Source organism: Bradyrhizobium sp. (assembly GCF_035273305.1).
Lineage (GTDB): Bacteria > Pseudomonadota > Alphaproteobacteria > Rhizobiales > Xanthobacteraceae > Bradyrhizobium.
The window spans coordinates 12625-35153 of the sequence record NZ_DATEPI010000103.1 but is presented as its reverse complement, the minus strand read 5'-3'; the positions used below and the strand labels follow the sequence as shown (position 1 = coordinate 35153).

Genomic DNA, 22529 nt, shown 5'->3' with positions numbered 1-22529 from the left:
CGATTTCAGAGCCCCCTCCAAACCGGCGAAGACGATTTTTTAAATCCTTGATGCTTTGATTGAACGGCCGCACCGCCGCGCGGCCGAATAGCCGGGCGCCGCCTTCAACCTACCCCAGAGTGCGCACGCTCGGCTATTTGCTAACAAGCGGTGTTTATCATTCTTTCCAGCATTCAAGCCGACTGGATGCTGCTGATGGCGCGTGATCCCATCCTAGCCATGATTATGCGCGGCGTTTGCCGCATTGCACGGGCATGACACCACAATGAATAGCTCGCGACTGAGACTGAGATGTCTCCTGCTCTGCCTCGCCTGCGTGTTGCTGGCCGCCTGTGCCGGCAAAAGCGCGGGCGAGCAAATTGCCGATATGCCGCATTGGATGGGCGGCGAGCCTGAGGGTGTGCCGCCTCGGCGCGGCACCGCGGAGTACGAGGCCTGGGCGGCGGCGCGAGCACAGGAAGCCGGTCGTCCGAAGACGGGCGATTCCATATAGTCCCTCACCTCTGTTCGGGCCAACTTTGCGCGGCTCACACACATTCGGCTGTGCACACTTGCTTCCGGCCATTGCGGTGAATCGGCGGCTCAGAAAGAGTCGCCCCATGCGATTGAGCGGGAGCGTGGGATGCCTGAGCAGCATGCCGAATTCGACTATGGAAGGTATCGTCGGTTGTTGGCCGAAGCGGTGGATGATCGCAAGCGGCTGGCGTTTATCGATCTGCTGATTGAAGAACGCGCCAGAGAGCGACTAGAAGCTAAACGCGCCTCCGATCGTGTGGCCATGACCCTGGCGACGATCACGACTATGCTTTCGTCATCGCCGGGTTGACGCCAGGGACCGCAGCAGGCTCATTCTGGATGATCCTTGGGCCTCGAAGCGAAGTTCACGCCAATCCGGTTTTTCTGAATCCACACCACGCGGCACTCGCGAACCGAGGAGTCCTTCGCGACTACCAGCCGAAAGTGCGGCGGTACGAAAGCCGGATTCTCAACGTCAATGGCTGCACCTTCGACCGAAATGTTGCGGATTGTGCAGCTCATCACCGATCCGCCCGCTGACACATAGCCGGGCTCGCTAATTTCGGTTCGCGGATGCTTCCGTTTTTCTTCCATTGGCTTTGCCTTGAATAGCTGTCGCGGGCAGACCTTAGCCGCAAAGGTTAAAGGAACTAACTCACCACTCGGTCCAATTGTTGAAGCCTTAACCATTCTAATCCCATGCCGACCTTCGGTTCGCCGCATCGAGAGGGTGGCACTCACGGCACTGGCGCGCTAGCTCGATCCCGCTGGTTAGGGGAACGCGAGACCAGGCGAAATCGGCGTCCTGAGCGAGTTCGAGGAGCCGTTGCCACATATTCCCCAAGCATTTACTTATCTCTCGCGGCAGGTTCTCGATCGCGGGGGCGGCGGATTATTTTCTCGGCACCAAATCACGACACGTCGTCGTGCAGATCGAACGGGAACTGGCCGTCACTGCGTCACTTTCCATTTGCCTGAGTTGCCATGCTGTTGGGGTGACTGCAGAGTAGGCTCAGTTGAAATCGTCGACGCCCCGGATCATCTGCGCCGATGGCAATGTCACTTTCGTAAGGAGCGAAGCGATGCCACTGGGTACCCTGCAACATTTCACGATCGAACCCGCTGACCTGGAGCGCACGAAGGATTTCTATTGCGACGTGCTGGGACTGGAAAATGGCGAACGCCCGCCGCTCGATTTCCCCGGCTATTGGCTCTATTCCGGCGGCGTTGCCACGGTGCACCTGATGGGCACACGGCAGCCGCGCGACGGCATCGTGGTGCGGGGCACGGAGAAGAAGTACGAGGACACCGGACGTCTCGATCATATCGCGTTTGCCGCGACCGATCCCGATGGCGTCCGCAAGCGTCTGCAATCAAAGAATGTCAAATTCCGCGAGAGCATCGTCCCGCGCACCGGCGACACCCAGATATTTCTCTATGATCCTGACGGTGTCGGGGTGGAGCTTAATTTCCCAAAGGCATAGAGCCGCTCGCGTCGCTTGGATCTCGACGCAAGGACGCTGTGGCCCGCCGGGAGGCTTTCGCCTGAGAATCTTTGCGCGGGACTCGGCTGGCGCACCGCATTTGATGGCGCTAATCGAGCCCGCGCTCGTGGCTTAAGCGCACCATTTCCTCTATGAACATTGCCTTTTGCTTCTCGTTCAGGCTGGCGAACAGCGGCTCGGCCGCATCGGCGACGTTGCGCTGGTCTACAGCGCGATCGTTGAGAAACTGGGCTTCATTGCGCATCTGCTCGATGATGTCGTCGGGCGGATCACGTTTGGCGCGTGCAATTCTCAGGTTGAGGCGGTCGGCGCCGTTATGGCCGAGATAGTGCATTGCGCTGTTGAATGCGGTCCAGTTCTTCTCCTGCTCCGGCGTGAGATTCAATTCGGCCTTGATCCGTTCGATATTTGCGTCGCTGTTCGCGACAATCTGTTCGGCCGTCAGTTGCGGCTCTCCGCCCTGGGTCAGGACAGCCTGCTTTGTCGTCTTGGCGCCCTTGGCTCCTTTCACCGTCTTGGCGGGACCGACCTGTTTGGGCGCAGTCGCTCCGCTGGCCGGGGGTGCAGCCTGTTCGTTTCTGCCAACACCCAGCACGCCTGTGAAGACACCGACAACACCACCTATCGCGCCCCCCAGGACGCCACCCACCGGTCCAGCAGCCCTGTTTCCGGCCTGCGCTCCCTGCTGCACGCCTTGAATGACCTGGGCATCGACCGCAAGGGGCGCCCCGAGGACCGCAACTAAGACCGCTCCAAGTGCCAACAGCCAGCTGCAATGGGTGCGCACCTTAGTCGAGGTCATCATCGTCTGGTCCTCCTGATTGGTTTTCAAAATGTCTCGGCTCAGAATTCGGGAGCGCGGCCCCGATCGGCGCAATCGAAACCGTATCGTTTTAGCGCGGCGCGAGTCTATCGCGTCGCCACGTCGGCATGCTGCGCGAAGTGCTTGAGCTCCAATCAGGTTACCCGAGCAACAGCTGGACTGCGACGCTATCGCGCACTTTTAAAATCAACCCCGTGCAGAATGAAACCTGTGTGCACCGCAAAAGAGGTGCGAAATCGCACGCCTTTACGGAGGCGGAAGTGCTGTCGCCGCGAAATAGAGCACAACGTTAGTACAAGATTGCTGGCCAACGTCATTTCTCGACAGCCGTCACCAATTCTGCTCTGATCGTGGAGGAAATCTCCATACCCTCACGCGGTCTTTAGTTGGAGCGCGATGTGAAATGGAGGCTAATAAGAGAAAATCGGTTTTTTGGCTCAGCAGAGAGGAAAGCCTATGTCACGGAGAAAGCTGTCTCGACGTCAATTTGTAGCTGCTACCGCGCTATCAAGCGCTGCACTGATTGCAGCGCCATATGTCAGGGGCGCTCACGCCGCCGGCAAACTGACTATGGGTTTCTGGGACCATTGGGTTCCGGGCTCGAACAAGGCCTCCACCGATCTGGTCAATGAATGGGCCGCCAAGGAGAAAGTCGAAGTTTCAATCGATTATATCCCGAGCCAAGGAAACAAGAACCTGCTGACGATCGCGGCCGAAGCGCAGGCGAAATCAGGGCATGACATTCTCGCGATGCCGAGCTGGTGGCCCCACGCCAACTCCGAACTGCTCGAACCCGTCAATGATATCATGCAGACGCTGCTCCAGCAGAACGGCAACGTCAACAGCGCCGTGCAGTACCTCGGCCAATTGGACGGTAAGTGGCTCGGCGTTCCCACTTGCGTTGGCAGCCAGATCAAGGGGCCCTGTTCGCGCATCGACTTGATGAAGAAATACGCCAACATCGACGTCCAGGAAATGTATCCTGCGGGTGCCGCACCCAAGGCGGACAACTGGACCATGGACACCTTCCTGAAAGCGGCAGAGGCGTGCCACAAGGGCGGCTTCCCGTTCGGAATTGGCCTGGGCGAGACGACTGACAACGTCGATACCGCCGGCGCGATCTTTCAGTCTTTCGGAGCCAATCTCGTCGATGCCAAAGGAAACCTGACCGTCAAAACCGACGCAGTTCGCCAGGCTCTGGATTTCTACAAGAAACTGATTGCGTTCCTGCCGCCGGATGTGTCGGCATGGGATGATGCCTCCAATAATAAGTGGCTGGTTTCCGGCCGTGGCGCGATGATCATGAATCCGCCGAGCGCATGGGCCGTGGCGAAACGTGACGCTCCGCAGGTCGCGGAGCAGTGCTGGACGCATGGTTTTCCGAAGGGGCCAAAAGGCAGGTTCGCGCCGTTCCTGCCCTACTTCTGGACCACCTGGAATTTTTCGAAGAACAAGGAGGCTGCCAAGAGCTTGCTAGTTTATCTGTCGCAGTCGGCGGCTGTTGAGAAAATGGTGAACGCCAGCGGCGGTTACGATCTTCCGGCATTCGAAAAGCAAACGACGTTCAAAGTGTGGGCGGAAGAAGGTCCACCCAAGGGAACGCTGTTCCACTATCCGGATCCATACAAGCAGCAGACGCTCTCGATCGCCGCCTCGCCGGCACCCCCGAAGGTGGCCCAGCAGATCTACGCTCAGGCCACCCTGACCAAAATGTGCCTGCGCTATTACCAGGGCGAACCGATGGAGAAGACGCTCGCCTGGGCCGAAGGCGAGTGCGAAGGCTTCATGCGCAGCTAAGAAGATGTTTGCGGCGGCCCGCCTGGTCAGAGGGCCGCCGCAGCACGCAAGTTTCCCATTCGCAAACTAGGGTAGCCGTCATAATTCCGGCTCCTCAAGTGAATTTCGCGAGGAAGACGCACAATGGTCGATGTGGCATTTCAGCCCAATCGTGTTGCCGGCGCTAAAAGCGCACGCAAGCGCTCAAGTCTGAAAACCGCGCTGAAGCGGAAGTCGACCGCGGCCTTTCTGATGACGTTGCCCCTGATACTCCTGATCACGATTCTGGTCCTCTATCCCGCGCTATATTCACTGCATCTGGCAACGCTGAACAAGTCAATGCAGCGCTTTATCGGGCTCGGGAATTTCGAATTTCTGTTCAAGCGCGATACGTTCTGGCTGGTCGTCAAACAATCCTGCATTTTTGCCATCACCGCGGTAGTGTTCAAAGCCCTGATCGGATTCATCGTTGCTCATTTCGTTCACAACATACCGGCGAAGGGGCAGCGCAAATGGCGTGGCATGCTGCTAGTGCCTTGGGTGATCCCGCCGGCCATGAGTACCCTGGCATGGCTGTGGCTGTTCGATCCTTCCTATAGCGCCTTCAATTATACCCTTTCATTTTTTGGGATCGGCCCGATCCCGTGGACAGGCGACGCGAATTGGGCCCGTTTCTCCGTCATTCTCGTCAACATCTGGTACGGCGCACCGTTCTTCATGATCATGTACCTGGCCTCGCTCAAGTCGGTGCCGGATCAACTCTATGAAGCGGCGGCCATTGACGGCGCGAACTGGTGGCAACGCATCTGGTACGTGACGCTACCAATGATGCGCAACATCATCGCCATCACCACGCTGTTCTCGCTGATCGTAACCTTCGCCAATTTCGATATTGTACGGATTCTGACCGCCGGCGGACCGCTTGATCACACCCATATTTTTGCGACATGGGCGTTCAGGATAGGGATCGAGGGCAGCGACATTCCGCTCGGCGCCAGCGTCTCGCTCTTCATGGTGCCCATACTCGCGGTCGCGGCGATTTTCATCCTGCGCGACGTCAACAAACGCGGGAATGAAGCCTGATGGCAAGCACCGTAGCAATCAACAAGGCCGCGCCGACCCGCGCGGTCAAATATGGAAGCATGAGCCGCGACCGTAAATGGGCGCTGAGGTGGTCGTACTTCTTCCTCACGCTGTTTGCGATCTTTTCGCTGGTGCCGCCACTTTACATGTTGATTACCTCGCTCAAGAGCAGCGCGGAGATTTCGGCGGCGACCAATCCCTGGTGGGTCTTTCATCCGACGTTGGAAAATTACATCGGATTACTGACCTCGAACCAGTTCCTGAGGTTTTTCTGGAATTCGGCGCTCGTCTCGATCTTCGTGGTGACGATCACCATGCTGATCAGCGTGCCGGCTGCCTTTGCGCTGGCACGCATGCGGTTCTGGGGCTCGGCGACACTGGCGACAGGCGTTTTCCTGACGTACCTCATTCCTGACAGCTTGCTGTTCATCCCGCTGTTCAAAATGTTCGCGGTGTTCGGCGACTGGACCGGAATCCAGTTAATAAATCGGTGGTACGTGCTGCTGATTATTTATCCGACGCTCACAGTGCCTTTTTGCACGTGGATTATGATCGGATACTTCGCTTCAATCCCCAAAGAGCTTGACGAGGCTGCGATCATCGACGGCGCCTCCTGGTTTCAAACCCTAACTCGGATTTTTATTCCGGTCGCGCTGCCCGGCCTGATTGCGGCTACCATCTTCGCATTCACTGTATCATGGGCGCAATTCCTCTATCCCCTGGTGTTCACGACTTCGACCGATCAATTGGTGCTTCCGGTCGGCATCATTACGAGCCTGATCAAGGGCGACGTCTTCAATTGGGGACAGATTATGACGGGCGCCCTGCTCGGCGCCGCGCCACCATTGATCATTTACGCATTCCTGATGGATTATTACATCGCTGGTCTGACGGCTGGCGCGACAAAGGGTTGATCACTCATGGCAGACGTTACGCTGCGCAAGGTCATCAAGCGTTACGACGAGGTCGAAGCCGTGCGTGGCATCGATCTTGATATAGCGGACAAGGAATTCGTGGTGCTGGTCGGCCCGTCGGGCTGCGGGAAATCGACTACCCTACGGATGATCGCCGGGCTCGAAGACATCACCGATGGCGACATAATTATAGGCGGTGACGTCGTGAACGATGTGCCGCCAAAGGACCGCGACATCGCGATGGTCTTCCAGAACTACGCGCTCTATCCGCACATGACGGTCGCGGAGAACATGTCATTTGGCCTCCGCCTCAAGCGCTATCCAAAGGCCGAAATCAAAAGCAGGGTCACCGAGGCCGCGCGGATGCTCGACATCACCGACCTGATCGACCGAAAACCGAAGCAGCTTTCCGGCGGCCAGCGGCAGCGTGTTGCGATGGGTCGTGCCATCGTGCGCAATCCGAAAGTGTTTTTGTTTGACGAGCCGTTATCCAACCTGGATGCCAAGCTTCGCGTCCAGATGCGGATCGAGATCAAAAAGGTCCACCAGAAGGTACGTACCACCACCGTTTACGTTACCCACGACCAGGTGGAAGCGATGACCCTTGCCGATCGGGTGGTCGTGATGAACCACGGTCGGATTGAGCAGATCGGCACCCCGAACGATCTCTATCACAAGCCCGCCACCCGATTTGTCGCGGGGTTCATCGGCTCGCCAGCAATGAATTTCGTGCCCTGCCGACTGGAGGAAGTCGGCGGAAGACTGAATATCCGTCTGACCGATCGCATTGCATTTCCGCTGCCTGCGGCTCGCGCGGCGCGATATCAGAATATCGCGAGAAACGAGAAGCTGATTTTGGGGATCCGGCCGGAGCACATCACCGAGGCCAAACAGCACACCGAGCCGGGCATCGAGCCCTTCGACGTGGTACTGGACGTGACCGAACCCATGGGAATGGAGACCCTGATCTACTTCATGCTTGAAGGCATCGAAGTCTGCGGACGAGTCAATCCGAATGCCGGCGCGCGCGATGGGGCGCCGCTTCGTTTGGCAGTAGACCTTAACAATATGCACCTGCTAAACGAGTCCACAGGTGTCGTCCTCTGACGGCGCTCAAGGAAAAATCCGAGCGCTGGGCGGGGCTGGAATGGCGACCAACAAGAAGAAAATTTTCGTAACTGAATCGATGTCGCAGCAGGGGCGCATTCTCTTGCGGGAGCGGGAGGACATCGAGCTCATCGAATTTCCCAATATGATCTCCGCCAAAGATTTTGAAGCGATGCTACGGCAGCAGGCGCCGGTTCACGGTGTTGCGCTCGGCGCTACCCGCTTCGGTGAGCCCGAGCTGGAAGCTTCAAAGGACATGAAGGTGGTGACCCGGATCGGGGTGGGCTACGACGCCGTCGACATTCCGGCTTTAAGCCGTCGAAAAATTCCGCTGATGGTAGCCGGCACCGCCAATTCCCCCTCGGTGGCCGAACAGGCTCTTTTCATGATGCTGACATTGGCGAAACGGGCCGTTGAAATGCATTCCATCGTCAAGGACGGGAAATGGGGGCATCGCTTGGGGATGTTACCGTTCGACCTCTTCGGCAAGGCAGTACTGATCATTGGCTTTGGTCGCATCGGCACGCGTACGGCCAAGCGTTGCCTCGCAATGGAAATGAACGTTCTGGTTTATGATCCCTACAAACCTGCCGCTGAAATAAAGGCGGCGGGCTGCGAGCCGGTAGGCGATCTGGACGCTGCGTTACCCCGTGCTGACTTCGTCAGCATTCACTGTCCGAAAACACCCGAAACAATTGGGATGTTCAATGCGGCTCGCTTGAAGCGCATGAAATCCACCGCGTATCTGATCAACACCGCGCGTGGTGGAATCGTCGATGAAACCGCCTTGCATGCGGCGTTGGTATCCGGCAGCCTCGCAGGTGCCGGCCTCGATGTATTCGAGCAGGAGCCGCCTCCCTCTGGCCATTCGCTCTTTGATCTTCCGAACGTTATTATGGCCCCACACGTCGCGGGGGTTACGCGTGAGGCCGTCGATCGCATGAGCGAGCAGACCGCACGTAACATTTTAAGCGCGCTCGACGGCGAGCCGATCCGGCAAAACGTCATCAATCAGGACGTGCTCGGCTGATGTTCTGAGGTTGCGCCGATAATTGGTCGGTTTCGAAGCTTGATGTCAGCGAGTACCAGAATGGGATTTAGCGAATACGGCAATTATGATGGCCTGGGCCTGGCCGACCTCGTCCGAAGAAAGCAGGTCACGCCGCGGGAATTGCTCGACGAGGCGATTGCCCGAACAGCCGAGGTCGATCCGCAGATCAATGCCGTCGTCGTAAAACATTACGATTATGCTGCGCGCCAAATCGAGAGAGGCGAACCCAGTGGGCCGTTCTCGGGCGTGCCATTTCTTCTAAAGGATCTTGATATCCTCGAGGGTACGCGCACCACCTCGGGCGCGACCTTGTACAAGGACAACATCGCCGACCACACCGGTACGCTTGCGCAGCGTTTTCTCAATGCCGGCCTCACGATCTTCGGCAAAAGCTCCACTCCGGAATTCGGATTGATGCCGACTACGGAGTCGCGCCTGTTCGGCCCGACGCGAAATCCCTGGAACCTCGAGCACTCCTCAGGCGGCTCGTCTGGCGGCGCAGCGGCGGCGGTTGCGGCACGCATTCTTCCTGTGGCCCATGCCAGCGACGGCGGCGGTTCGATCCGTATTCCAGCCTCGGCCTGCGGCGTCTTCGGATTGAAACCGACGCGCGCGCGCACCCCGCTCGGGCCGGATCGCGGCGAGGGCTGGGGCGGGTTTTCCTGTGGTCATGTGGTGAGTATCACGGTTCGCGACAGCGCGGCCATGCTCGACGCTATTCACGGTCCCGAGGCGTCGAGCCCCTATGTCGCGCCGCCACCCGAGAGGCCATTCCTGCAAGAAGTCGGCCGCGATCCAGGCCGGTTGCGGATAAGTTTTACGGACAAGTCTCCCTATGGCGACGCCATCGATCCAGAAATTGCGGCAGCGATCCGCGAAATCGCCGCGCTGCTTTCGAAGCTTGGTCATCATGTGGAGGAGCGCGCCGCTCCCCTCGCCTGCGATCCGGCCGCGGTAATGGCAACCATTGTCGCGGCCAATACCGCGCTTACGGTGCGAATCTCGGAGCAGCGCTTTGGGCGACCGATGACCGAAGACGATTTTGAAGTTCTCACGCTGGCAATGGCACGCAACGCGCAAAAGGCAACCGCGACGGACTATGTAGCCGCTCAACTCGGAGCGTTCCAGATTTCGCGTGCGCTGGCGGCATTCTTCGAAAGCTGCGATGTGTTTCTGTGCCCGACACTTTGCTCGCCGCCGCTGCGGATCGGTGAACTCAACTCGATGTCGAAGGACCTTTCCCACATAGCGCCAATTCTGCGCCGCTATATACCGGCAACCTCAATGTTCAACATGTCCGGCCAGCCGGCGATGTCGATGCCGCTGGCGTGGAACCGCGCCGGCTTGCCCCTGGGTATGATGTTCTCCGCGCGACTTGGTGACGAGGCGACGTTATTCCGCTTGGCAGCGCAGCTCGAACAGGAGCGCCCGTGGACACGCAAATTGCCGCCGATCTGCGCGTAAGGGCAGAACTAGCCTTATTCGGGAGAAATTGTTACGATTCGGCCGAGAGCAGCACTTTTCGCTGTTCGACTGTTGCTAGATCCGGAGGCAGAAGCCTTGAATCAGAGCGACCCGACCGATCATGTTCTGGCGGCGATCGCCAGTCTGCTCTATCACCCCGAATCCCGTAACGGATCGGGAAAGCCGGCCGTCGAGGATGTGGCAGTCGGGCCCGAGCGCAGCGGCGCGGAGGGCTATTGCAAGTTCGGTCCTGGCCCGATGGCGGCGATCCGGTTCAAATGGAGCGTCCGTCGCGAAAACAGCGGCGAATATTACGTTGACGAAACCATTGGTGAGCACTCCGCCCCTCTGGTCACCGGACCCATGTCCGGGGATGAAGCGATCAGGTTTGTGGACGATCGCGAAAGCGATGTGCGGCGTCGATTTGAAATGCTGCGGAAAGAAATGAGCGGCGGTGAGATCGCGCAGCGGGTCGGCGACCAGAGCGGCGACATTTAGGGTGATGGCGAATATTCGGCATCACTGACCTGCTCCATCCAGGTCACGTGGCTTCCATCGAGTGACTCTTGCATGGCGATGTGCACCATTCCGGTAGTCGGCGAGCCGCCATGCCAGTGCTTCTCTCCGGGCGGAATCCAGATGACGTCGCCAGCCCTTATCTCGCGCACGGGGCCGCCCTTGGTCTGAATCCGGCCGACGCCGGAGATCACGTAAAGGGTTTGGCCGAGCGGGTGCGTATGCCATGCGGTACGCGCCCCCGGTTCGAAGGCGACGCGGTTTGCGACCATGCGCGCCGGCGCTTGAGCCGCAATGATCGGGTCCTGCCAGACTGTGCCGGTGAAACTCTCTTTGGGTGCACGACGGCTCGGCCTGGAGCCAGCGACATGGATGTCCATCAATTCCTCCTTTTGCAACTGACGCGCTTTATCGCGCCCTCGTTATTTCTTCGAATCTGCGTAGCGCGCCTTGGTTTCCGCATTCATCGGATAGAGGCCCGGCAGCACCGCGCCGGCGTTCACCTGCTCGACGATCCAGGCTTCCATGCGCTCTTGCTCCGCGCCTTCGCTCAGAATGAGATCGAGGAATGCCTTCGGGATCACTACGGCGCCGTCCTGGTCCGCGACGATGATGTCGTTCGGGAAGATCGCGACGCCGCCGCAGCCGACCGGCTCGCCCCATCCGACGAAGGTCAATCCGGCAACCGAGGGCGGGGCGGCAAAGCCATCACACCACACCGGTAACCCCGTGCCAAGCACGCCTTCGAGATCGCGCACGACACCGTCCGTGACCAGTGCGGTAACCCCGCGCTTGACCATCCGTGCGCACAGAATATCTCCGAAAATCCCCGCATCGGTGATCCCCATGGCATCGACCACCGCAATGCAGCCCTCGGGCATCGCTTCGATCGCGGTCCGGGTCGAAACCGGCGAGGACCACGATTCCGGCGTGGCCAGGTCTTCGCGTGCGGGGACGAAACGCAGCGTGAACGCAGTCCCGACCAGCCGCGGCTGCCCCGCCTTCAACGGACGCGACCCGCGAATCCACACGTTGCGCAGTCCCTTTTTGAGGAGAACTGTCGTAATTGTCCCGGTCGAAACGCGCGACAGGGTCTTGATGGCTTCGGGGGTCAGGGACATCGAAAACAGAACTCCGCTAAACAGATTGATGTGCCGGCGCATCTTGCGAGGTGCGGCCGTTGCGTCAAGAGCCGATGATTGGGTGACAAGTCGGTGTTATTAGGCGAAAAAGTCAGCCGCAGACGAGTTTGTACTATATGGCCGCGACACTCGCCCCACCCCGTATTCTTCCAAGTGGCGACAGCGCCATTACGGTTGAATTCAGCAAGCATATCGATGATGCGGCGAACCAGCGGGTGCTGGGGCTCGATCGCGCCGTCGCCAACGAGGCCATCCCGGGCGTGACGGAAACGGTGCCGACGTATCGATCCCTTCTGGTACACTACGATCCGTCGCAGGTCGATTTTGGCGTCTTGGGCGAAAAACTCCTCGCGCTCGCACGATCGGCCGAGCCGGCGGCCACGGCAACCCGCCATTGGCGGATACCCGTGACGTATGGGGGTGAGCACGGCATCGATCTTGAGGATGTCGCCAAAACCCTGAAAACCACCCCCGACGATATCGTGGCGCGCCATAGCGCCGGCGATTACCGCGTCGCGATGATCGGCTTTACCCCGGGCTGGTCCTACCTCAGCGGCCTGCACAGTTCCCTCCACATGCCGCGACGGCAAAACCCACGGCTGCTGACGCCGGCGGGCACGATTTCGATCGGTGGCGTTCAGGCGGGCGTGCAATGCCTGGCCGGCCCGAGCGGATGGCATTTGTTAGGACGGACCGCCGTGCGGACGTACCAGCTGCATCGCGAGCCTATTTTCCTGCTCGAACCTGGCGACCGCGTTACTTTTTCCGTCGTCGACGCCAAAACTTTCGCTGACCAGGACCGCGCCGCGGAAAATGGTGAGATCGTTGCCGAGTTGATGAATCCATGAGCAGACTCGTCGTTTCAGCAATTGGACCGGCGAGCTCCGTGCAAGATGGTGGTCGCCATGGCGCGCAGCGCTATGGTCTAACGCCTAGCGGAGCAATGGACCGGCTGGCGCTGGCGGCAGCTAATGCGATGGTCGGAAATGCACCGGTCACAGCCGCAATCGAAATCGGCCCGTTCGGGGGCGCGTTCACCGCGAGCGACGGTGCGGTACGGGTCGGACTGGCGGGCGCGTTACGTAACGCCGACATCGCGGCCCGGGCGGTCGCCTCCGACACATCAATGACGCTGGCCGATGGCGAAACGCTGACGCTCGGTTTTGCGCGCGGTGGTTCGTTCAGCTACCTGGCCCTGGAGGGCGGAGTTGCAGGCGAGCCGATGTTCGGTAGCCTCGCCGTGAACGCGCGCGCCGGGCTCGGCAGCCCATACGCCCGCCCACTGCAGGCGGGCGATGAATTGCAGACCGCAACGGCAAGCGGTGCCGACGAGTGCCGGATCGATCTTCCGCCAGCCGCGGAGGGCCCGATCCGCGTCGTCATGGGTCCGCAGGCCGATGAATTCGATCAGGACGCTACAAGACTATTTCTGGACAGCGAATGGAAGATATCGGCAACGAGCGACCGCATGGGCTACCGTCTGGAAGGGCCTACGGTCAAACATCTGCATGGCCACAACATTGTCTCGGATGGCACCGTCAATGGGAGCATTCAGGTGCCGGGCAACGGCGCCCCCATTGTGTTGATGCCGGATCGCGGCACCAGCGGCGGCTATCCGAAGATCGCTACGGTCATAACGGCTGATCTCGGCCGTTTCGCCCAGATCCCGCCTGGGAAGAGTTTTCGCTTCCAAGCGATCACTATGGCCGCAGCGCAAGAAGAGTCGCGAAGGTTCCTGAAGTTGCTGCGCAGCTTACGCGACCGGCTCCGCCCAATCGGCAATTTTGATCTCAACATCGAGGCGCTTCGAGGTGCTAACGTCGCGGGCGCTGCCGTCAACGCCGTTGACGCCTGGACATGGCAAATTCCATCCTCAGCTGACTTGTCCGCGCAGGACTAGCCAGCGATCGGCTCGTGCAAGGGTAGGCGAACATGACAACGATCGATCTCAATTGCGATTTAGGTGAAGGATTCGGCGCTTGGGAGATGGGCAACGACGCCGCCATGATCGAGCTTGCCACATCCGTCAATATCGCCTGCGGCTTCCATGCCGGCGACGCCGACATCATGCGCAAGACCGTGGAGCTTGCGAAGGCTCGGAGCGTCAGCATCGGGGCGCATCCAGGTTACCGGGATCTGCATGGGTTTGGCCGTCGTCCGATGCCCGGCCTCAAGGCCTCGGAAATTGAAAATCTGGTCGCCTACCAGATCGGCGCGCTCCAGGCGATCGCAACCGCGGCTGGTCATAAAGTCACTCACGTCAAAGCGCATGGCGCGCTGTCCAACGTCGCCTGCGAGGACGATATGACCGCCAAAGCCATCGCCTCCGGCATAAAGGCCGTGGACCCCAACCTCGTATTTGTGGTGCTCGCTAATTCCCGGCTTGTTCAAGCTGGTGAAACAGCCAATCTACCGATGGTGCATGAAGTGTTCGCGGACCGCGCCTATGAGGATGACGGATCCCTGGTGTCGCGTCGGAAGCCGGGCGCGGTGCTGCACGACCCAAAGGCGATCGCGGAGCGCGTGGTGCGAATGGTTCAGGATGGTGCGGTGGTCTCGGTCACCGGCAAGACGATAAAGATGCGCACGGATACCGTTTGCATTCACGGCGATACACCGGGCGCTGTTGAGATCGCCCGCGGCGTTCGACACGCCTTGAAGCACGCTGGAATTGATGTCGCGCCGTTCAAACGATAGATCGGCGCCGCCAGTAAAGAACGGCCTAGAACGGGTGAACCGACAAACTGCCGAACACTACCGCCGCAATGATGGCAAATGCGCCGTAAACCGCAATCTCTAGCAATCCAGTTTCGGTCGTTTGCGAAAGCGAACGGGCCTGCCAGTGCAAGCGGGCTTCCGCCGATAATTCGCGCATTGCCGTTCTCCAAGAGAGCATTGGCTGCAAATGGAATACGATGCGACGATGGATGCAAGCTCGGTTCGCAAATAGCGATGTGAGGTCCGCGCGAGAGTCAAATCTCAGCAGAAGTTTCCGCGTTCGGGACTCTCGCGAGAATTTCCTTTTGTTAAGGATTGAGCTGACTGGAACCGTTAGTACACGTCCTGTTGAAACCGTCCTTTCCTTTTGAGTTCCCCAACGAACAGCACCGCCTCATCCGTGGTACGGGCGCCGAACTGCGCGACAATGTCGACTAGCGCCCGTTCGACGTCTTTGGCCATCCGCTTGGCGTCGCCGCACACATAAATGTGGGCGCCTTCGGCTAGCCAGTTCCATAATTCCCGGCCGACCTCACGCATGCGGTCCTGCACATAGAATTTTTTCTCACCGTCACGCGACCACGCCAACGATAGCCGCGTCAGCAGACCCGAAGCCTTGAGCGCGTTCAACTCGTCCGCATAGAAGAAATCATAGTCGCTACGCTGATGACCGAAGAACAACCAGTTCTTCCCCGGCGCACCGGTCGCTTTTCGGTCGAGCAGAAATGCGCGGAACGGCGCGATGCCGGTGCCCGGCCCTACCATGATAATCGGCGTTTCCGAAGTTTGCGGCAGGGCGAAAGCATGGGCCTTCTGCACGTAAACCCTGACCTCGTCGCCAGGCTTGATGCGTTCTGCCAGAAAGGTCGAAGCCAATCCGAGCCGCTTGCGTTTGCCGACTACGTATCGCACGCAGTCCACCGTCAACGATAGCTTGCCCGGCGTGGCATTGTGCGACGACGATATTGAGTAAAGCCGCGGCTGTAGCGGCTCCAACGCTTCGACAAATGCTTCCGGATGCGGGCGGATGCCCGAAAACTTTTGCAGCGCCGCCATCACGTCTAGCGTGGTCGCGTCCCCATCGGGGTCTTCGCCTTGTGCAAGCGCGCGCGCTTTCTCCCGTTGAGCACCGCCGGTGATGAACGACAGCAATTCAAATAAGGAGTCCGGCGCGGGCGCTAGCGAGACATCTTCGATCAACACCTGGCGGAGAGTCTTGCCCCTGATCTCAGTCGTATGCAAAGCCCCGAGCATCGCGATGATCTGATCGACAAGGCCAAGATCGTTCCGGGCGAAAATACCGAAGGAGTCGCCGACAACATAGTCGAGCCCGCAGCCGCTGAGATCAAAATCAACGTGCCACGTCTCTTTTTCGGATCCTGCTTTGTTGAGCAGACGTCTTGAAACGAACGTCGCAGAAACTGGATTATCTCGCGATCGCCCTGGCTCCGCATTCACCGCCGGCGTCGGGATGGCCGGCGACAGGGGCGGGCTAGACGAGGCTATGGGCGCCTTATCCAATTCCTCGTGCAGCGCCTTTAGCATCCGTGCGGTTTCCTTACCGCCCGGAACACAGAGGTTGAGCCGCGCCTCGGACCTGGTGGCGATCGCTTCCGAATAGTCGTGGCAATTGTATCCACACTGACCACAATCCTGCTGGGCCATCGCCGCCATCATGCGCCGGCGCAGCGGACGGCCCTGCGCCAGCTTCATACGATCGGCAATCGGCATGCTCTGGTCATGCCAGGGCGCGTCATCCTGGTCGCCGTCGGCTGCGGATGCGTCCTGCAAGACGGCATCCCGCTGCTCTGGCGAGAGCTGGGCCGAGACATTCATGGACAGCAGTCCGGCAAAGAAACCATTCAACCACGAGCGCTGGGATTCGGAGAACGGCGCGCTCGAAGGAATGACTTCGATTTTGGCCGGAGGCGTCATCTGGTTCATCTGGAAGCCTCCGCATCGGCAAGTTTGCGAAGGGCTTCCGCATCATGGCGGCGCGCGAACGTCAGGAAACTTTCACCCGCCGAGAGACGATTGAACAGATACGCCTTCAACAACCCTTCCACCTTCTTCGGCGCGTCAGTGGCCTTGATGTCGCGGTAAACCTCCGTTCCGAGCTCTGCATTCGGACCGAAGCCACCGCCCGCGAACAGATGATAGCCCTCGACAGTATCGTCTTTCTCTCCGACAGGAACCTTCGCGGCTATCAGCCCGATATCGCTGATGTAATGCTGGGCGCATGAATGATGGCAGCCGGTGAGATGTATATTAAGTGGCGTGTCGATCGGCACCCTCGCCTCGCACCATTCGCCAATCTCGGCGGCATGGCGTTTGGTGTCCGAGGCGGCAAACTTGCACCCGGCATTGCCCGTACAGGCGATCAGTCCGGCGCGGATTTGCGAAGCCTTGACCGACAGGCCGATGGATTCAATCGCGGCTACAGCGGTCGCCACGTTCTCGTCGCGGACACCTGAAATCAAGAGATTTTGCCAAACGGTAAGGCGGATATCACCGTCTCCGAGATCATTTCCGATCTTCGCCAAGCCACGCATCTGGTCGGACGTGAGCTTCCCGACCGGCAATACGATCCCGATCCAATTCAAACCAGGTTGCTTCTGCTGGTGCACACCAATGTGTGCCGTGCGGTCAATCGTGGGTGCGGGTGCGAGACCCGCGGGCGGAACGCGGGTCAGCGTGCGGCCGAGCTTTTCTTGGACGAGCTGCAGGAATTGCTCCATTCCGATCCGGTCAATCACGTATTTCAGCCGTGCCTTCAACCTGTTGGTACGGTCGCCGAGATCAATGAATACTCGCACGATGGCATCGGCGACTTCGGTAGATTCCGTTGGTTTGACGATGATGCCGGTCTGCCTGGCGAAATCCTTGTGCCCGGTGATCCCTCCAAGTCCCAGGCGAAACCAGACGCCGGACTCGATTCCGAAACCGTCCTTCAGCTGGACCGCTGAGAATGCAATGTCATTGGTATCCTCCAGGACAGCGATCCTCCCGCCCCCATCGAAGGCGACATTGAATTTGCGGGGCAATCCGGTCAGCGAGCGGTCGTTGAGGATGTGATAGTGCCACGCACGCGCATATTCGCGGGTATCCACCAGCTCCTGAGGATCGACGCCTGCCGTCGGCGTGCCCGTGACGTTGCGGATGTTGTCAGCGCCCGACCCGCGCGAACACAAGCCGAGATCCTGAATGCCTTCGATTAAGGCCACAGCGTGCTTTGGTGGAACTTCACGAAGCTGCAGATTGGCGCGCGTCGTGACATGGCAATATGGGCCGCACAACCGTTCAGCGAGATCGGCTAGAGCCGAGAGTTGCCAGTGCTTCAGGATTCCATTCGGGATGCGCAGGCGGCACATATATGAGTCCTGCGCAGGCGCTACATAGAAAAGGCCATAATAGCGCCAGCGGAAATTATCAGCGGCCGCTGGAGGCGCGTTGTCCCGCGCCTGCTGTTTCAACCGCGCATAGGCGTCGAACGGATGTCCGTCGCGTTTGAACTTCTCCTGGTCCGCGAGTTTTTTCCCTGACGCGATCACCTTATTTTGCGCTTTGACGTGGGCGGCCTCGGGTCCGCTCGGCTCGGCGCTTGCTTGGCTTGCGGTCGCATCGCCGAAGCCGCGGCCGACTGTTCTGATTTGCAAGCCGCTGGCAAAACCTTCGAGATAGCGCTTCTGCTCGTCCGAAAAGTCCATGGGAAAAGTTTCGAGTTTCATCGTGTGCGGCAAAGTCCTGCGGCAACCTGGGCACGGGGCAGCTACGTGAGCCAAGCCGCTCGGGAACTGTCGTGACATCGCAAGATTCAAGTTGCGTGCCAGCTCCAGCGCCGACAAATTACCAGCAAGATCAAAGGATTATGAGGATCTTCGGAACCAGACGCTCGGCTCGGATTTCGGGCACCCAGCCTAAAACTTAGTCTCAATGCCAATTCCCATCAGCAGGCATCCTAAGATGGCCCTCCCGTGAGTTCGACCCGACTCGAGCCATTGGGGCTTTCGTACGTACGGCCGGTCGCAAGCGGGTTGTGATTGCAGGAGATTGGGACTACCTCCTGCGTTTCACTCAGGCAGGTCAAACATGCAACAGGCCACAGCGCCCAAGGTCAGCTTTGTGTCACTCGGGTGCCCCAAGGCCCTGGTTGACTCCGAGCGTATTATTACGCGGCTGCGTGCGGAAGGCTACGAGCTGGCGCGCAAACATGACGGCGCCGACCTCGTTATCGTCAACACGTGCGGGTTTCTCGACAGCGCTAAAAGAGAATCGCTTCAATCGATCGGCGAAGCGATGGCCCAAAACGGCAAGGTGATCGTGACCGGCTGCATGGGCGCCGAGCCCGAGCAGATCGAGAGGGCGTATCCCGGCGTGCTGTCGATCACGGGCCCGCAGCAATATGAAAGCGTGCTTCAAGCCGTGCATCGTGCAGTGCCGCCGCTGCACAATCCCCACCTCGACCTGGTGCCTCCGCAAGGCATCAAGCTGACGCCGCGTCATTACGCGTATTTGAAGATTTCCGAGGGCTGCAACAACCGGTGCAGTTTCTGCATCATCCCGAAGCTGCGCGGCGACCTCGTGTCCCGGCCCGCTAATGACGTCTTGCGCGAAGCCGAGAGGCTTGTGAGCGCCGGGGTGAAGGAGTTGCTGGTGATTTCGCAGGACACCTCGGCTTACGGCGTTGATCTGAAATATGCCTCCAGCCCTTGGAAGGATCGCGAGGTTCGCGCGAAGTTCTTCGATCTCACTGAGGCGCTTGGCGAACTCGGCGTGTGGGTACGCCTGCAGTATGTTTATCCCTATCCCCATGTGGATGAGGTCATCGGCTTGATGAACGAAGGCAAGATCCTGCCTTATCTCGATATCCCTTTCCAGCACGCCAGCCCGGAAATCCTGAAGGCGATGAAGCGCCCGGCCGCGCAGGAGAAGACGCTCAGTCGGATCAAGAAGTGGCGTGAGGAATGCCCTGATCTGACCTTGCGCTCGACTTTCATCGTCGGCTTTCCCGGCGAGACCGACTCCGATTTTGCTTATCTGCTCGATTGGCTTGACCAAGCCGAGATCGACCGGCTCGGTTGCTTCAAGTACGAACCGGTCGCAGGCGCTCAGTCGAACGCGCTCGGCAATGCAGTGCCCGACGAAACCAAGCAGGAGCGCTGGGACGCGCTGATGGCACGTCAGCAAAAAGTTTCATCACGTCGACTGAAGCGAAGGGTCGGCACGCGGCAGCAAATCATCATCGATGAAGTCGGCCCGACCGTTTCAAAAGGCCGGTCCAAGGCCGATGCCCCCGAGATCGATGGCGCGGTCTACGTCTCGAGCCGCCGTCCCCTCAAGGTCGGCGAGATCGTCACAGCGAGGATCGAACGATCAGACGCATACGATCTGCACGGCAGCGTCGTCGGGTTCTGAAGAGCTTGACAGCGCCCGCCGTACGGCTGTATGGCGGGATCATGAATTTCAATCGGACCATTCTCCGCGCCTCTTTCCGTCGTCGCTCGTTTGACGATGATGGGTCGCGCCGTGTCCGACGACTACGCTGAACCAAAGATATCAGCAACGTTTTCGAGAAGGCCGCACCCGCAAAGTGCGGCCTTCTCGCGTTTGGCCCGCTTTTTCCTCTCAGCCGCAGGAGTTCGACATGAACATCGCCAGCCACGCCTTCGACGCATTGATGGATATTACCGCGCGCCCTCCGGTGGTCTTCGTCAGGGGCGAAGGCTCATTTCTTTGGGACCACAATGGCAAGCGCTACCTCGATTTCGTTCAGGGTTGGGCGGTCAATTGCCTGGGTCACTCGCCTCCGATTATAGCGGAAGCTTTGGCTAAACAGGCAAAGCTGCTGTTGACGCCGAGCCCCGCCTTTTTCAACGCGCCCAGCCTTGAATTGGCTAAGGCATTGAGCGATCGCAGCTGCTTCGATCAAGTGTTCTTCACGAACTCAGGTGCGGAAGCCAATGAGGGCGCCATCAAGCTCGCGCGAAAGTTCGGAGCTTTGCATCGGAATGGCGCTTACGAGATCGTCACGTTCGACGGCGGATTTCATGGCCGGACGTTGGCCACCATGTCGGCATCCGGCAAGAAGGCATTCGAACCGCTCTTCGAGCCAAAGGTGTCGGGTTTTCCCAAGGCGCAGCTTAATGACCTTGCCTCAGTCGAACGCGCGATCAATGACAAGACCGTCGCCGTGATGCTCGAGCCAATTCAGGGCGAAGCCGGCGTGTGGCCTGCAAGCGTGCAGTTCCTGTGCGATTTACGCGAACTGACCAGCACACGGGGGCTACTGCTGATCGTGGATGAGATTCAGACCGGCATGGGCCGGAGCGGAAAGCTTTTTTATTACGAACACGCTGAAATCGAACCCGACATCATGACGCTCGGAAAAGGGATGGGTGGAGGCGTGCCACTTGCCGCTCTATTGGCCACGAAAGCTGCATCCTGCTTTGAACATGGCGACCAGGGCGGAACATTCAATGGCAATCCGCTGATGTGCGCTGCCGGGACCGCCGTTCTGCGGCAGGTCGCTGAGCCGGCTTTCCTGAAGTCGGTGGCAGACAACGGCCTCTATCTGGAAGCCGAGCTGCAGCGGATATCCGCGCGCCACGGTCTTGGCGAGGTGCGCGGCCGCGGTCTGCTGCTGGCGCTTGATTTGAAAATGCCGATCGCGGGATCGATCGTGACGCAGGCTTTTGAGGATGGCGTGCTGCTCAACGCGCCACGACCAGACACACTGCGTTTCATGCCGGCGCTCACCGTCACGCGACAGGAAATCGCTGCAATGATTGACAGCCTGGACGCGGTCCTCGCCAAGATCGGCGCAGCAAGGCGTGTTGCGTAGCGTAGAGGACCATTCCGGTATGCTAGCGCAACCGAGGGCAGCCGGAATGGCTCAGGGCTTCAGGATTGACGCGCCGGTCGTGGCGCGGCTTTCCAAATCGATATGGGCCTTTGCCGCATCCTTCAAAGCATAAGCATGATTGATCGGTACATGCAGTTTGCCGTTAATGACAGCGGCGAATAGGGTGTCGGCACCTTCCAGCAATTCCGAACGCTTGCCGATGTAGTCATTGAGTTTCGGCCGGGTCGCAAACAGCGAACCGTGGTTATTGAGCTCGGCGATCGAGAATGGAGGCACTGGGCCGGATGCGTTTCCAAAACTCACGAATAATCCGCGCGGTTTCAAGCAGGACAGTGAACCCGGAAAGGTGGTTTTGCCAACCCCGTCATAAACCACGTCGCAGAGTTCATTGCGGCTGATCTGCTTGACGCGCGCGACGAAATCCTCCTCGCTGTAAAGGATCACGTGATCGCACCCATTGGCGAGTGCAAGGTCCGCCTTGGCCTTTGAGCCAACGGTGCCGATAACGTGTGCACCGAGGGCTCGGGCCCATTGGCACGCCAGCAGGCCGATGCCGCCGGCGGCGGCGTGAATCAGTACTCGATGGTGCGGCTCAACCTTGAAAGTTTTGTGCAGAAGATACCAGACCGTCAGCCCCTTCAGCATCAGGACCGCGCCCTGTTCGTACGTGATGTGGTCCGGTAGTTTCACGAGCTTTTCGGCGGGGATATTCCGCTCGCTCGCATAGCCCCCGAGATTGAAATAGTAGGCGACGCGGTCGCCGGGATGGAAGTTGGTTACGCCGGGTCCAACCGCCAGCACTTCGCCCGCTGCTTCATTGCCTGCGACGAAGGGCAGCACCGGCGCCTTGTAAAGGCCAGTGCGGTAATACACGTCGATGAAGTTGAGCCCGATCGCATGCTGACGGATGCGGACCTCACCGGCTGCAGGCGCCGGCACGTCGACGGCTTCATAGACCAGCGCTTCTGGTCCGCCCACCTTGTGCACCCGCACCGCCTTGGTCATATCAGCTCTCCTCGACTCCCAGACGATCAAACGAAATGCATCGAGGC

At 59.3% G+C, this 22529-nt stretch carries 23 protein-coding genes; 15 read left to right on the top strand and 8 right to left on the bottom strand.

The annotated features are described in order from the left end of the window. The first annotated feature begins 265 nt into the window (after positions 1–265). Together VJV58_RS06735 and VJV58_RS06730 are read left to right on the top strand one after the other, a co-directional pair. Positions 266–493, top strand: coding sequence for a hypothetical protein (locus tag VJV58_RS06735; RefSeq protein ID WP_324136557.1), 228 nt, complete (start codon positions 266–268; stop codon positions 491–493). 129 nt (positions 494–622) lie between these two features. Next, positions 623–826: a hypothetical protein gene (locus tag VJV58_RS06730; RefSeq protein ID WP_324136556.1), complete on the top strand. Its 204-nt coding sequence runs from the start codon at positions 623–625 to the stop codon at positions 824–826. A gap of 20 nt (positions 827–846) precedes the next feature. Here the strand turns inward: VJV58_RS06730 and VJV58_RS06725 are convergent, their stop codons facing one another. Next, on the bottom strand, positions 847–1110 hold the full coding sequence (locus VJV58_RS06725; protein WP_324136555.1) for a PilZ domain-containing protein: 264 nt from the start codon (positions 1108–1110) through the stop codon (positions 847–849). Between the two features lie 488 nt (positions 1111–1598). On the opposite strand from VJV58_RS06725, the gene VJV58_RS06720 reads away from it, so the two are divergent. Continuing rightward, complete coding sequence (locus VJV58_RS06720; RefSeq protein WP_324136554.1) at positions 1599–2000, top strand: VOC family protein; 402 nt, start codon at positions 1599–1601, stop codon at positions 1998–2000. Between the two features lie 109 nt (positions 2001–2109). On the opposite strand, the gene VJV58_RS06715 is transcribed toward VJV58_RS06720, so the two are convergent. Then, positions 2110–2826, bottom strand: a complete 717-nt coding sequence (locus VJV58_RS06715) for a Spy/CpxP family protein refolding chaperone (RefSeq protein ID WP_324136553.1) — start codon at positions 2824–2826, stop codon at positions 2110–2112. A gap of 474 nt (positions 2827–3300) precedes the next feature. Between VJV58_RS06715 and VJV58_RS06710 the strand changes: the two genes are divergently transcribed. From VJV58_RS06710 to VJV58_RS06680, 7 genes are all read left to right on the top strand, one after another. After that, entirely contained in the window at positions 3301–4641 is a 1341-nt protein-coding gene (locus tag VJV58_RS06710; RefSeq protein ID WP_324136552.1) for an ABC transporter substrate-binding protein, read from the top strand. A gap of 123 nt (positions 4642–4764) precedes the next feature. Next, positions 4765–5703 carry a sugar ABC transporter permease gene (locus VJV58_RS06705; protein WP_324136551.1) on the top strand — a complete coding sequence of 313 codons (939 nt, stop codon included), beginning with the start codon at positions 4765–4767 and terminating at the stop codon, positions 5701–5703. Continuing rightward, the gene (locus VJV58_RS06700; RefSeq protein WP_324136550.1) at positions 5703–6617 is read left to right on the top strand and encodes a carbohydrate ABC transporter permease; all 915 of its coding nucleotides are present in this window, start codon (positions 5703–5705) and stop codon (positions 6615–6617) included. Before VJV58_RS06705 ends, VJV58_RS06700 begins: the two co-directional genes overlap by 1 nt. A gap of 6 nt (positions 6618–6623) precedes the next feature. Beyond that, positions 6624–7724 (top strand): sn-glycerol-3-phosphate ABC transporter ATP-binding protein UgpC, encoded by a 1101-nt coding sequence (locus tag VJV58_RS06695; protein ID WP_324136549.1) that lies wholly within the window; start codon positions 6624–6626, stop codon positions 7722–7724. A 40-nt stretch (positions 7725–7764) separates the two neighbouring features. After that, on the top strand, positions 7765–8754 hold the full coding sequence (locus tag VJV58_RS06690) for a hydroxyacid dehydrogenase (RefSeq protein ID WP_324136548.1): 990 nt from the start codon (positions 7765–7767) through the stop codon (positions 8752–8754). Between the two features lie 60 nt (positions 8755–8814). Next, positions 8815–10239, top strand: a complete 1425-nt coding sequence (locus VJV58_RS06685; RefSeq protein ID WP_324136561.1) for an amidase — start codon at positions 8815–8817, stop codon at positions 10237–10239. Positions 10240–10335: 96 nt separating this feature from the next. Then, entirely contained in the window at positions 10336–10737 is a 402-nt protein-coding gene (locus tag VJV58_RS06680) for a hypothetical protein (RefSeq protein WP_324136547.1), read from the top strand. Here VJV58_RS06680 and VJV58_RS06675 read toward each other — a convergent pair. Further along, on the bottom strand, positions 10734–11135 hold the full coding sequence (locus VJV58_RS06675; protein WP_324136546.1) for a (R)-mandelonitrile lyase: 402 nt from the start codon (positions 11133–11135) through the stop codon (positions 10734–10736). The genes VJV58_RS06680 and VJV58_RS06675 overlap by 4 nt on opposite strands. 42 nt (positions 11136–11177) lie before the next feature. Continuing rightward, positions 11178–11876: a ribonuclease activity regulator RraA gene (locus VJV58_RS06670; RefSeq protein ID WP_324136545.1), complete on the bottom strand. Its 699-nt coding sequence runs from the start codon at positions 11874–11876 to the stop codon at positions 11178–11180. A 137-nt stretch (positions 11877–12013) separates the two neighbouring features. Here VJV58_RS06670 and pxpB point away from each other — a divergent pair, with 137 nt between their 5' ends. The 3 genes from pxpB to VJV58_RS06655 are packed head-to-tail and all read left to right on the top strand — an operon-like array spanning position 12014 to position 14594. Continuing rightward, complete coding sequence (pxpB, locus tag VJV58_RS06665; protein WP_324136544.1) at positions 12014–12745, top strand: 5-oxoprolinase subunit PxpB; 732 nt, start codon at positions 12014–12016, stop codon at positions 12743–12745. After that, on the top strand, positions 12742–13797 hold the full coding sequence (locus VJV58_RS06660; RefSeq protein WP_324136543.1) for a biotin-dependent carboxyltransferase family protein: 1056 nt from the start codon (positions 12742–12744) through the stop codon (positions 13795–13797). The genes pxpB and VJV58_RS06660 overlap by 4 nt, the downstream gene beginning before the upstream one ends. A 32-nt stretch (positions 13798–13829) precedes the next feature. Further along, positions 13830–14594: a 5-oxoprolinase subunit PxpA gene (locus tag VJV58_RS06655; RefSeq protein WP_324136542.1), complete on the top strand. Its 765-nt coding sequence runs from the start codon at positions 13830–13832 to the stop codon at positions 14592–14594. Positions 14595–14619: 25 nt separating this feature from the next. Here the strand turns inward: VJV58_RS06655 and VJV58_RS06650 are convergent, their stop codons facing one another. The 3 genes from VJV58_RS06650 to VJV58_RS06640 form a co-directional block, all read right to left on the bottom strand. Then, entirely contained in the window at positions 14620–14772 is a 153-nt protein-coding gene (locus VJV58_RS06650; protein WP_324136541.1) for a hypothetical protein, read from the bottom strand. Positions 14773–14948: 176 nt separating this feature from the next. Beyond that, positions 14949–16559 carry a sulfite reductase subunit alpha gene (locus VJV58_RS06645; RefSeq protein ID WP_324136540.1) on the bottom strand — a complete coding sequence of 537 codons (1611 nt, stop codon included), beginning with the start codon at positions 16557–16559 and terminating at the stop codon, positions 14949–14951. Continuing rightward, complete coding sequence (locus VJV58_RS06640; protein WP_324136539.1) at positions 16556–18343, bottom strand: NirA family protein; 1788 nt, start codon at positions 18341–18343, stop codon at positions 16556–16558. Before VJV58_RS06640 ends, VJV58_RS06645 begins: the two co-directional genes overlap by 4 nt. Positions 18344–18704: 361 nt before the next feature. Here VJV58_RS06640 and rimO point away from each other — a divergent pair, with 361 nt between their 5' ends. Beyond that, complete coding sequence (gene rimO, locus VJV58_RS06635; protein WP_324136538.1) at positions 18705–20030, top strand: 30S ribosomal protein S12 methylthiotransferase RimO; 1326 nt, start codon at positions 18705–18707, stop codon at positions 20028–20030. A 229-nt stretch (positions 20031–20259) separates the two neighbouring features. Further along, positions 20260–21456 (top strand): acetylornithine transaminase, encoded by a 1197-nt coding sequence (locus VJV58_RS06630; protein ID WP_324136537.1) that lies wholly within the window; start codon positions 20260–20262, stop codon positions 21454–21456. A gap of 51 nt (positions 21457–21507) precedes the next feature. On the opposite strand, the gene VJV58_RS06625 is transcribed toward VJV58_RS06630, so the two are convergent. Next, the gene (locus tag VJV58_RS06625; RefSeq protein WP_324136536.1) at positions 21508–22482 is read right to left on the bottom strand and encodes a quinone oxidoreductase; all 975 of its coding nucleotides are present in this window, start codon (positions 22480–22482) and stop codon (positions 21508–21510) included. Positions 22483–22529 lie beyond the last annotated feature (47 nt).

Bases quoted from the DNA above. Each gene is read 5' to 3' on its own strand.
- VJV58_RS06735 (WP_324136557.1), top strand. From the start codon at position 266: ATGAATAGCTCGCGACTGAGACTGAGATGTCTCCTGCTCTGCCTCGCC.
- VJV58_RS06730 (WP_324136556.1), top strand. From the start codon at position 623: ATGCCTGAGCAGCATGCCGAATTCGACTATGGAAGGTATCGTCGGTTG.
- VJV58_RS06725 (WP_324136555.1), bottom strand. From the start codon at position 1,110: ATGGAAGAAAAACGGAAGCATCCGCGAACCGAAATTAGCGAGCCCGGC.
- VJV58_RS06720 (WP_324136554.1), top strand. From the start codon at position 1,599: ATGCCACTGGGTACCCTGCAACATTTCACGATCGAACCCGCTGACCTG.
- VJV58_RS06715 (WP_324136553.1), bottom strand. From the start codon at position 2,826: ATGATGACCTCGACTAAGGTGCGCACCCATTGCAGCTGGCTGTTGGCA.
- VJV58_RS06710 (WP_324136552.1), top strand. From the start codon at position 3,301: ATGTCACGGAGAAAGCTGTCTCGACGTCAATTTGTAGCTGCTACCGCG.
- VJV58_RS06705 (WP_324136551.1), top strand. From the start codon at position 4,765: ATGGTCGATGTGGCATTTCAGCCCAATCGTGTTGCCGGCGCTAAAAGC.
- VJV58_RS06700 (WP_324136550.1), top strand. From the start codon at position 5,703: ATGGCAAGCACCGTAGCAATCAACAAGGCCGCGCCGACCCGCGCGGTC.
- VJV58_RS06695 (WP_324136549.1), top strand. From the start codon at position 6,624: ATGGCAGACGTTACGCTGCGCAAGGTCATCAAGCGTTACGACGAGGTC.
- VJV58_RS06690 (WP_324136548.1), top strand. From the start codon at position 7,765: ATGGCGACCAACAAGAAGAAAATTTTCGTAACTGAATCGATGTCGCAG.
- VJV58_RS06685 (WP_324136561.1), top strand. From the start codon at position 8,815: ATGGGATTTAGCGAATACGGCAATTATGATGGCCTGGGCCTGGCCGAC.
- VJV58_RS06675 (WP_324136546.1), bottom strand. From the start codon at position 11,135: ATGGACATCCATGTCGCTGGCTCCAGGCCGAGCCGTCGTGCACCCAAA.
- VJV58_RS06670 (WP_324136545.1), bottom strand. From the start codon at position 11,876: ATGTCCCTGACCCCCGAAGCCATCAAGACCCTGTCGCGCGTTTCGACC.
- pxpB (WP_324136544.1), top strand. From the start codon at position 12,014: ATGGCCGCGACACTCGCCCCACCCCGTATTCTTCCAAGTGGCGACAGC.
- VJV58_RS06660 (WP_324136543.1), top strand. From the start codon at position 12,742: ATGAGCAGACTCGTCGTTTCAGCAATTGGACCGGCGAGCTCCGTGCAA.
- VJV58_RS06655 (WP_324136542.1), top strand. From the start codon at position 13,830: ATGACAACGATCGATCTCAATTGCGATTTAGGTGAAGGATTCGGCGCT.
- VJV58_RS06650 (WP_324136541.1), bottom strand. From the start codon at position 14,772: ATGCGCGAATTATCGGCGGAAGCCCGCTTGCACTGGCAGGCCCGTTCG.
- VJV58_RS06645 (WP_324136540.1), bottom strand. From the start codon at position 16,559: ATGAACCAGATGACGCCTCCGGCCAAAATCGAAGTCATTCCTTCGAGC.
- VJV58_RS06640 (WP_324136539.1), bottom strand. From the start codon at position 18,343: ATGAAACTCGAAACTTTTCCCATGGACTTTTCGGACGAGCAGAAGCGC.
- rimO (WP_324136538.1), top strand. From the start codon at position 18,705: ATGCAACAGGCCACAGCGCCCAAGGTCAGCTTTGTGTCACTCGGGTGC.
- VJV58_RS06630 (WP_324136537.1), top strand. From the start codon at position 20,260: ATGAACATCGCCAGCCACGCCTTCGACGCATTGATGGATATTACCGCG.
- VJV58_RS06625 (WP_324136536.1), bottom strand. From the start codon at position 22,482: ATGACCAAGGCGGTGCGGGTGCACAAGGTGGGCGGACCAGAAGCGCTG.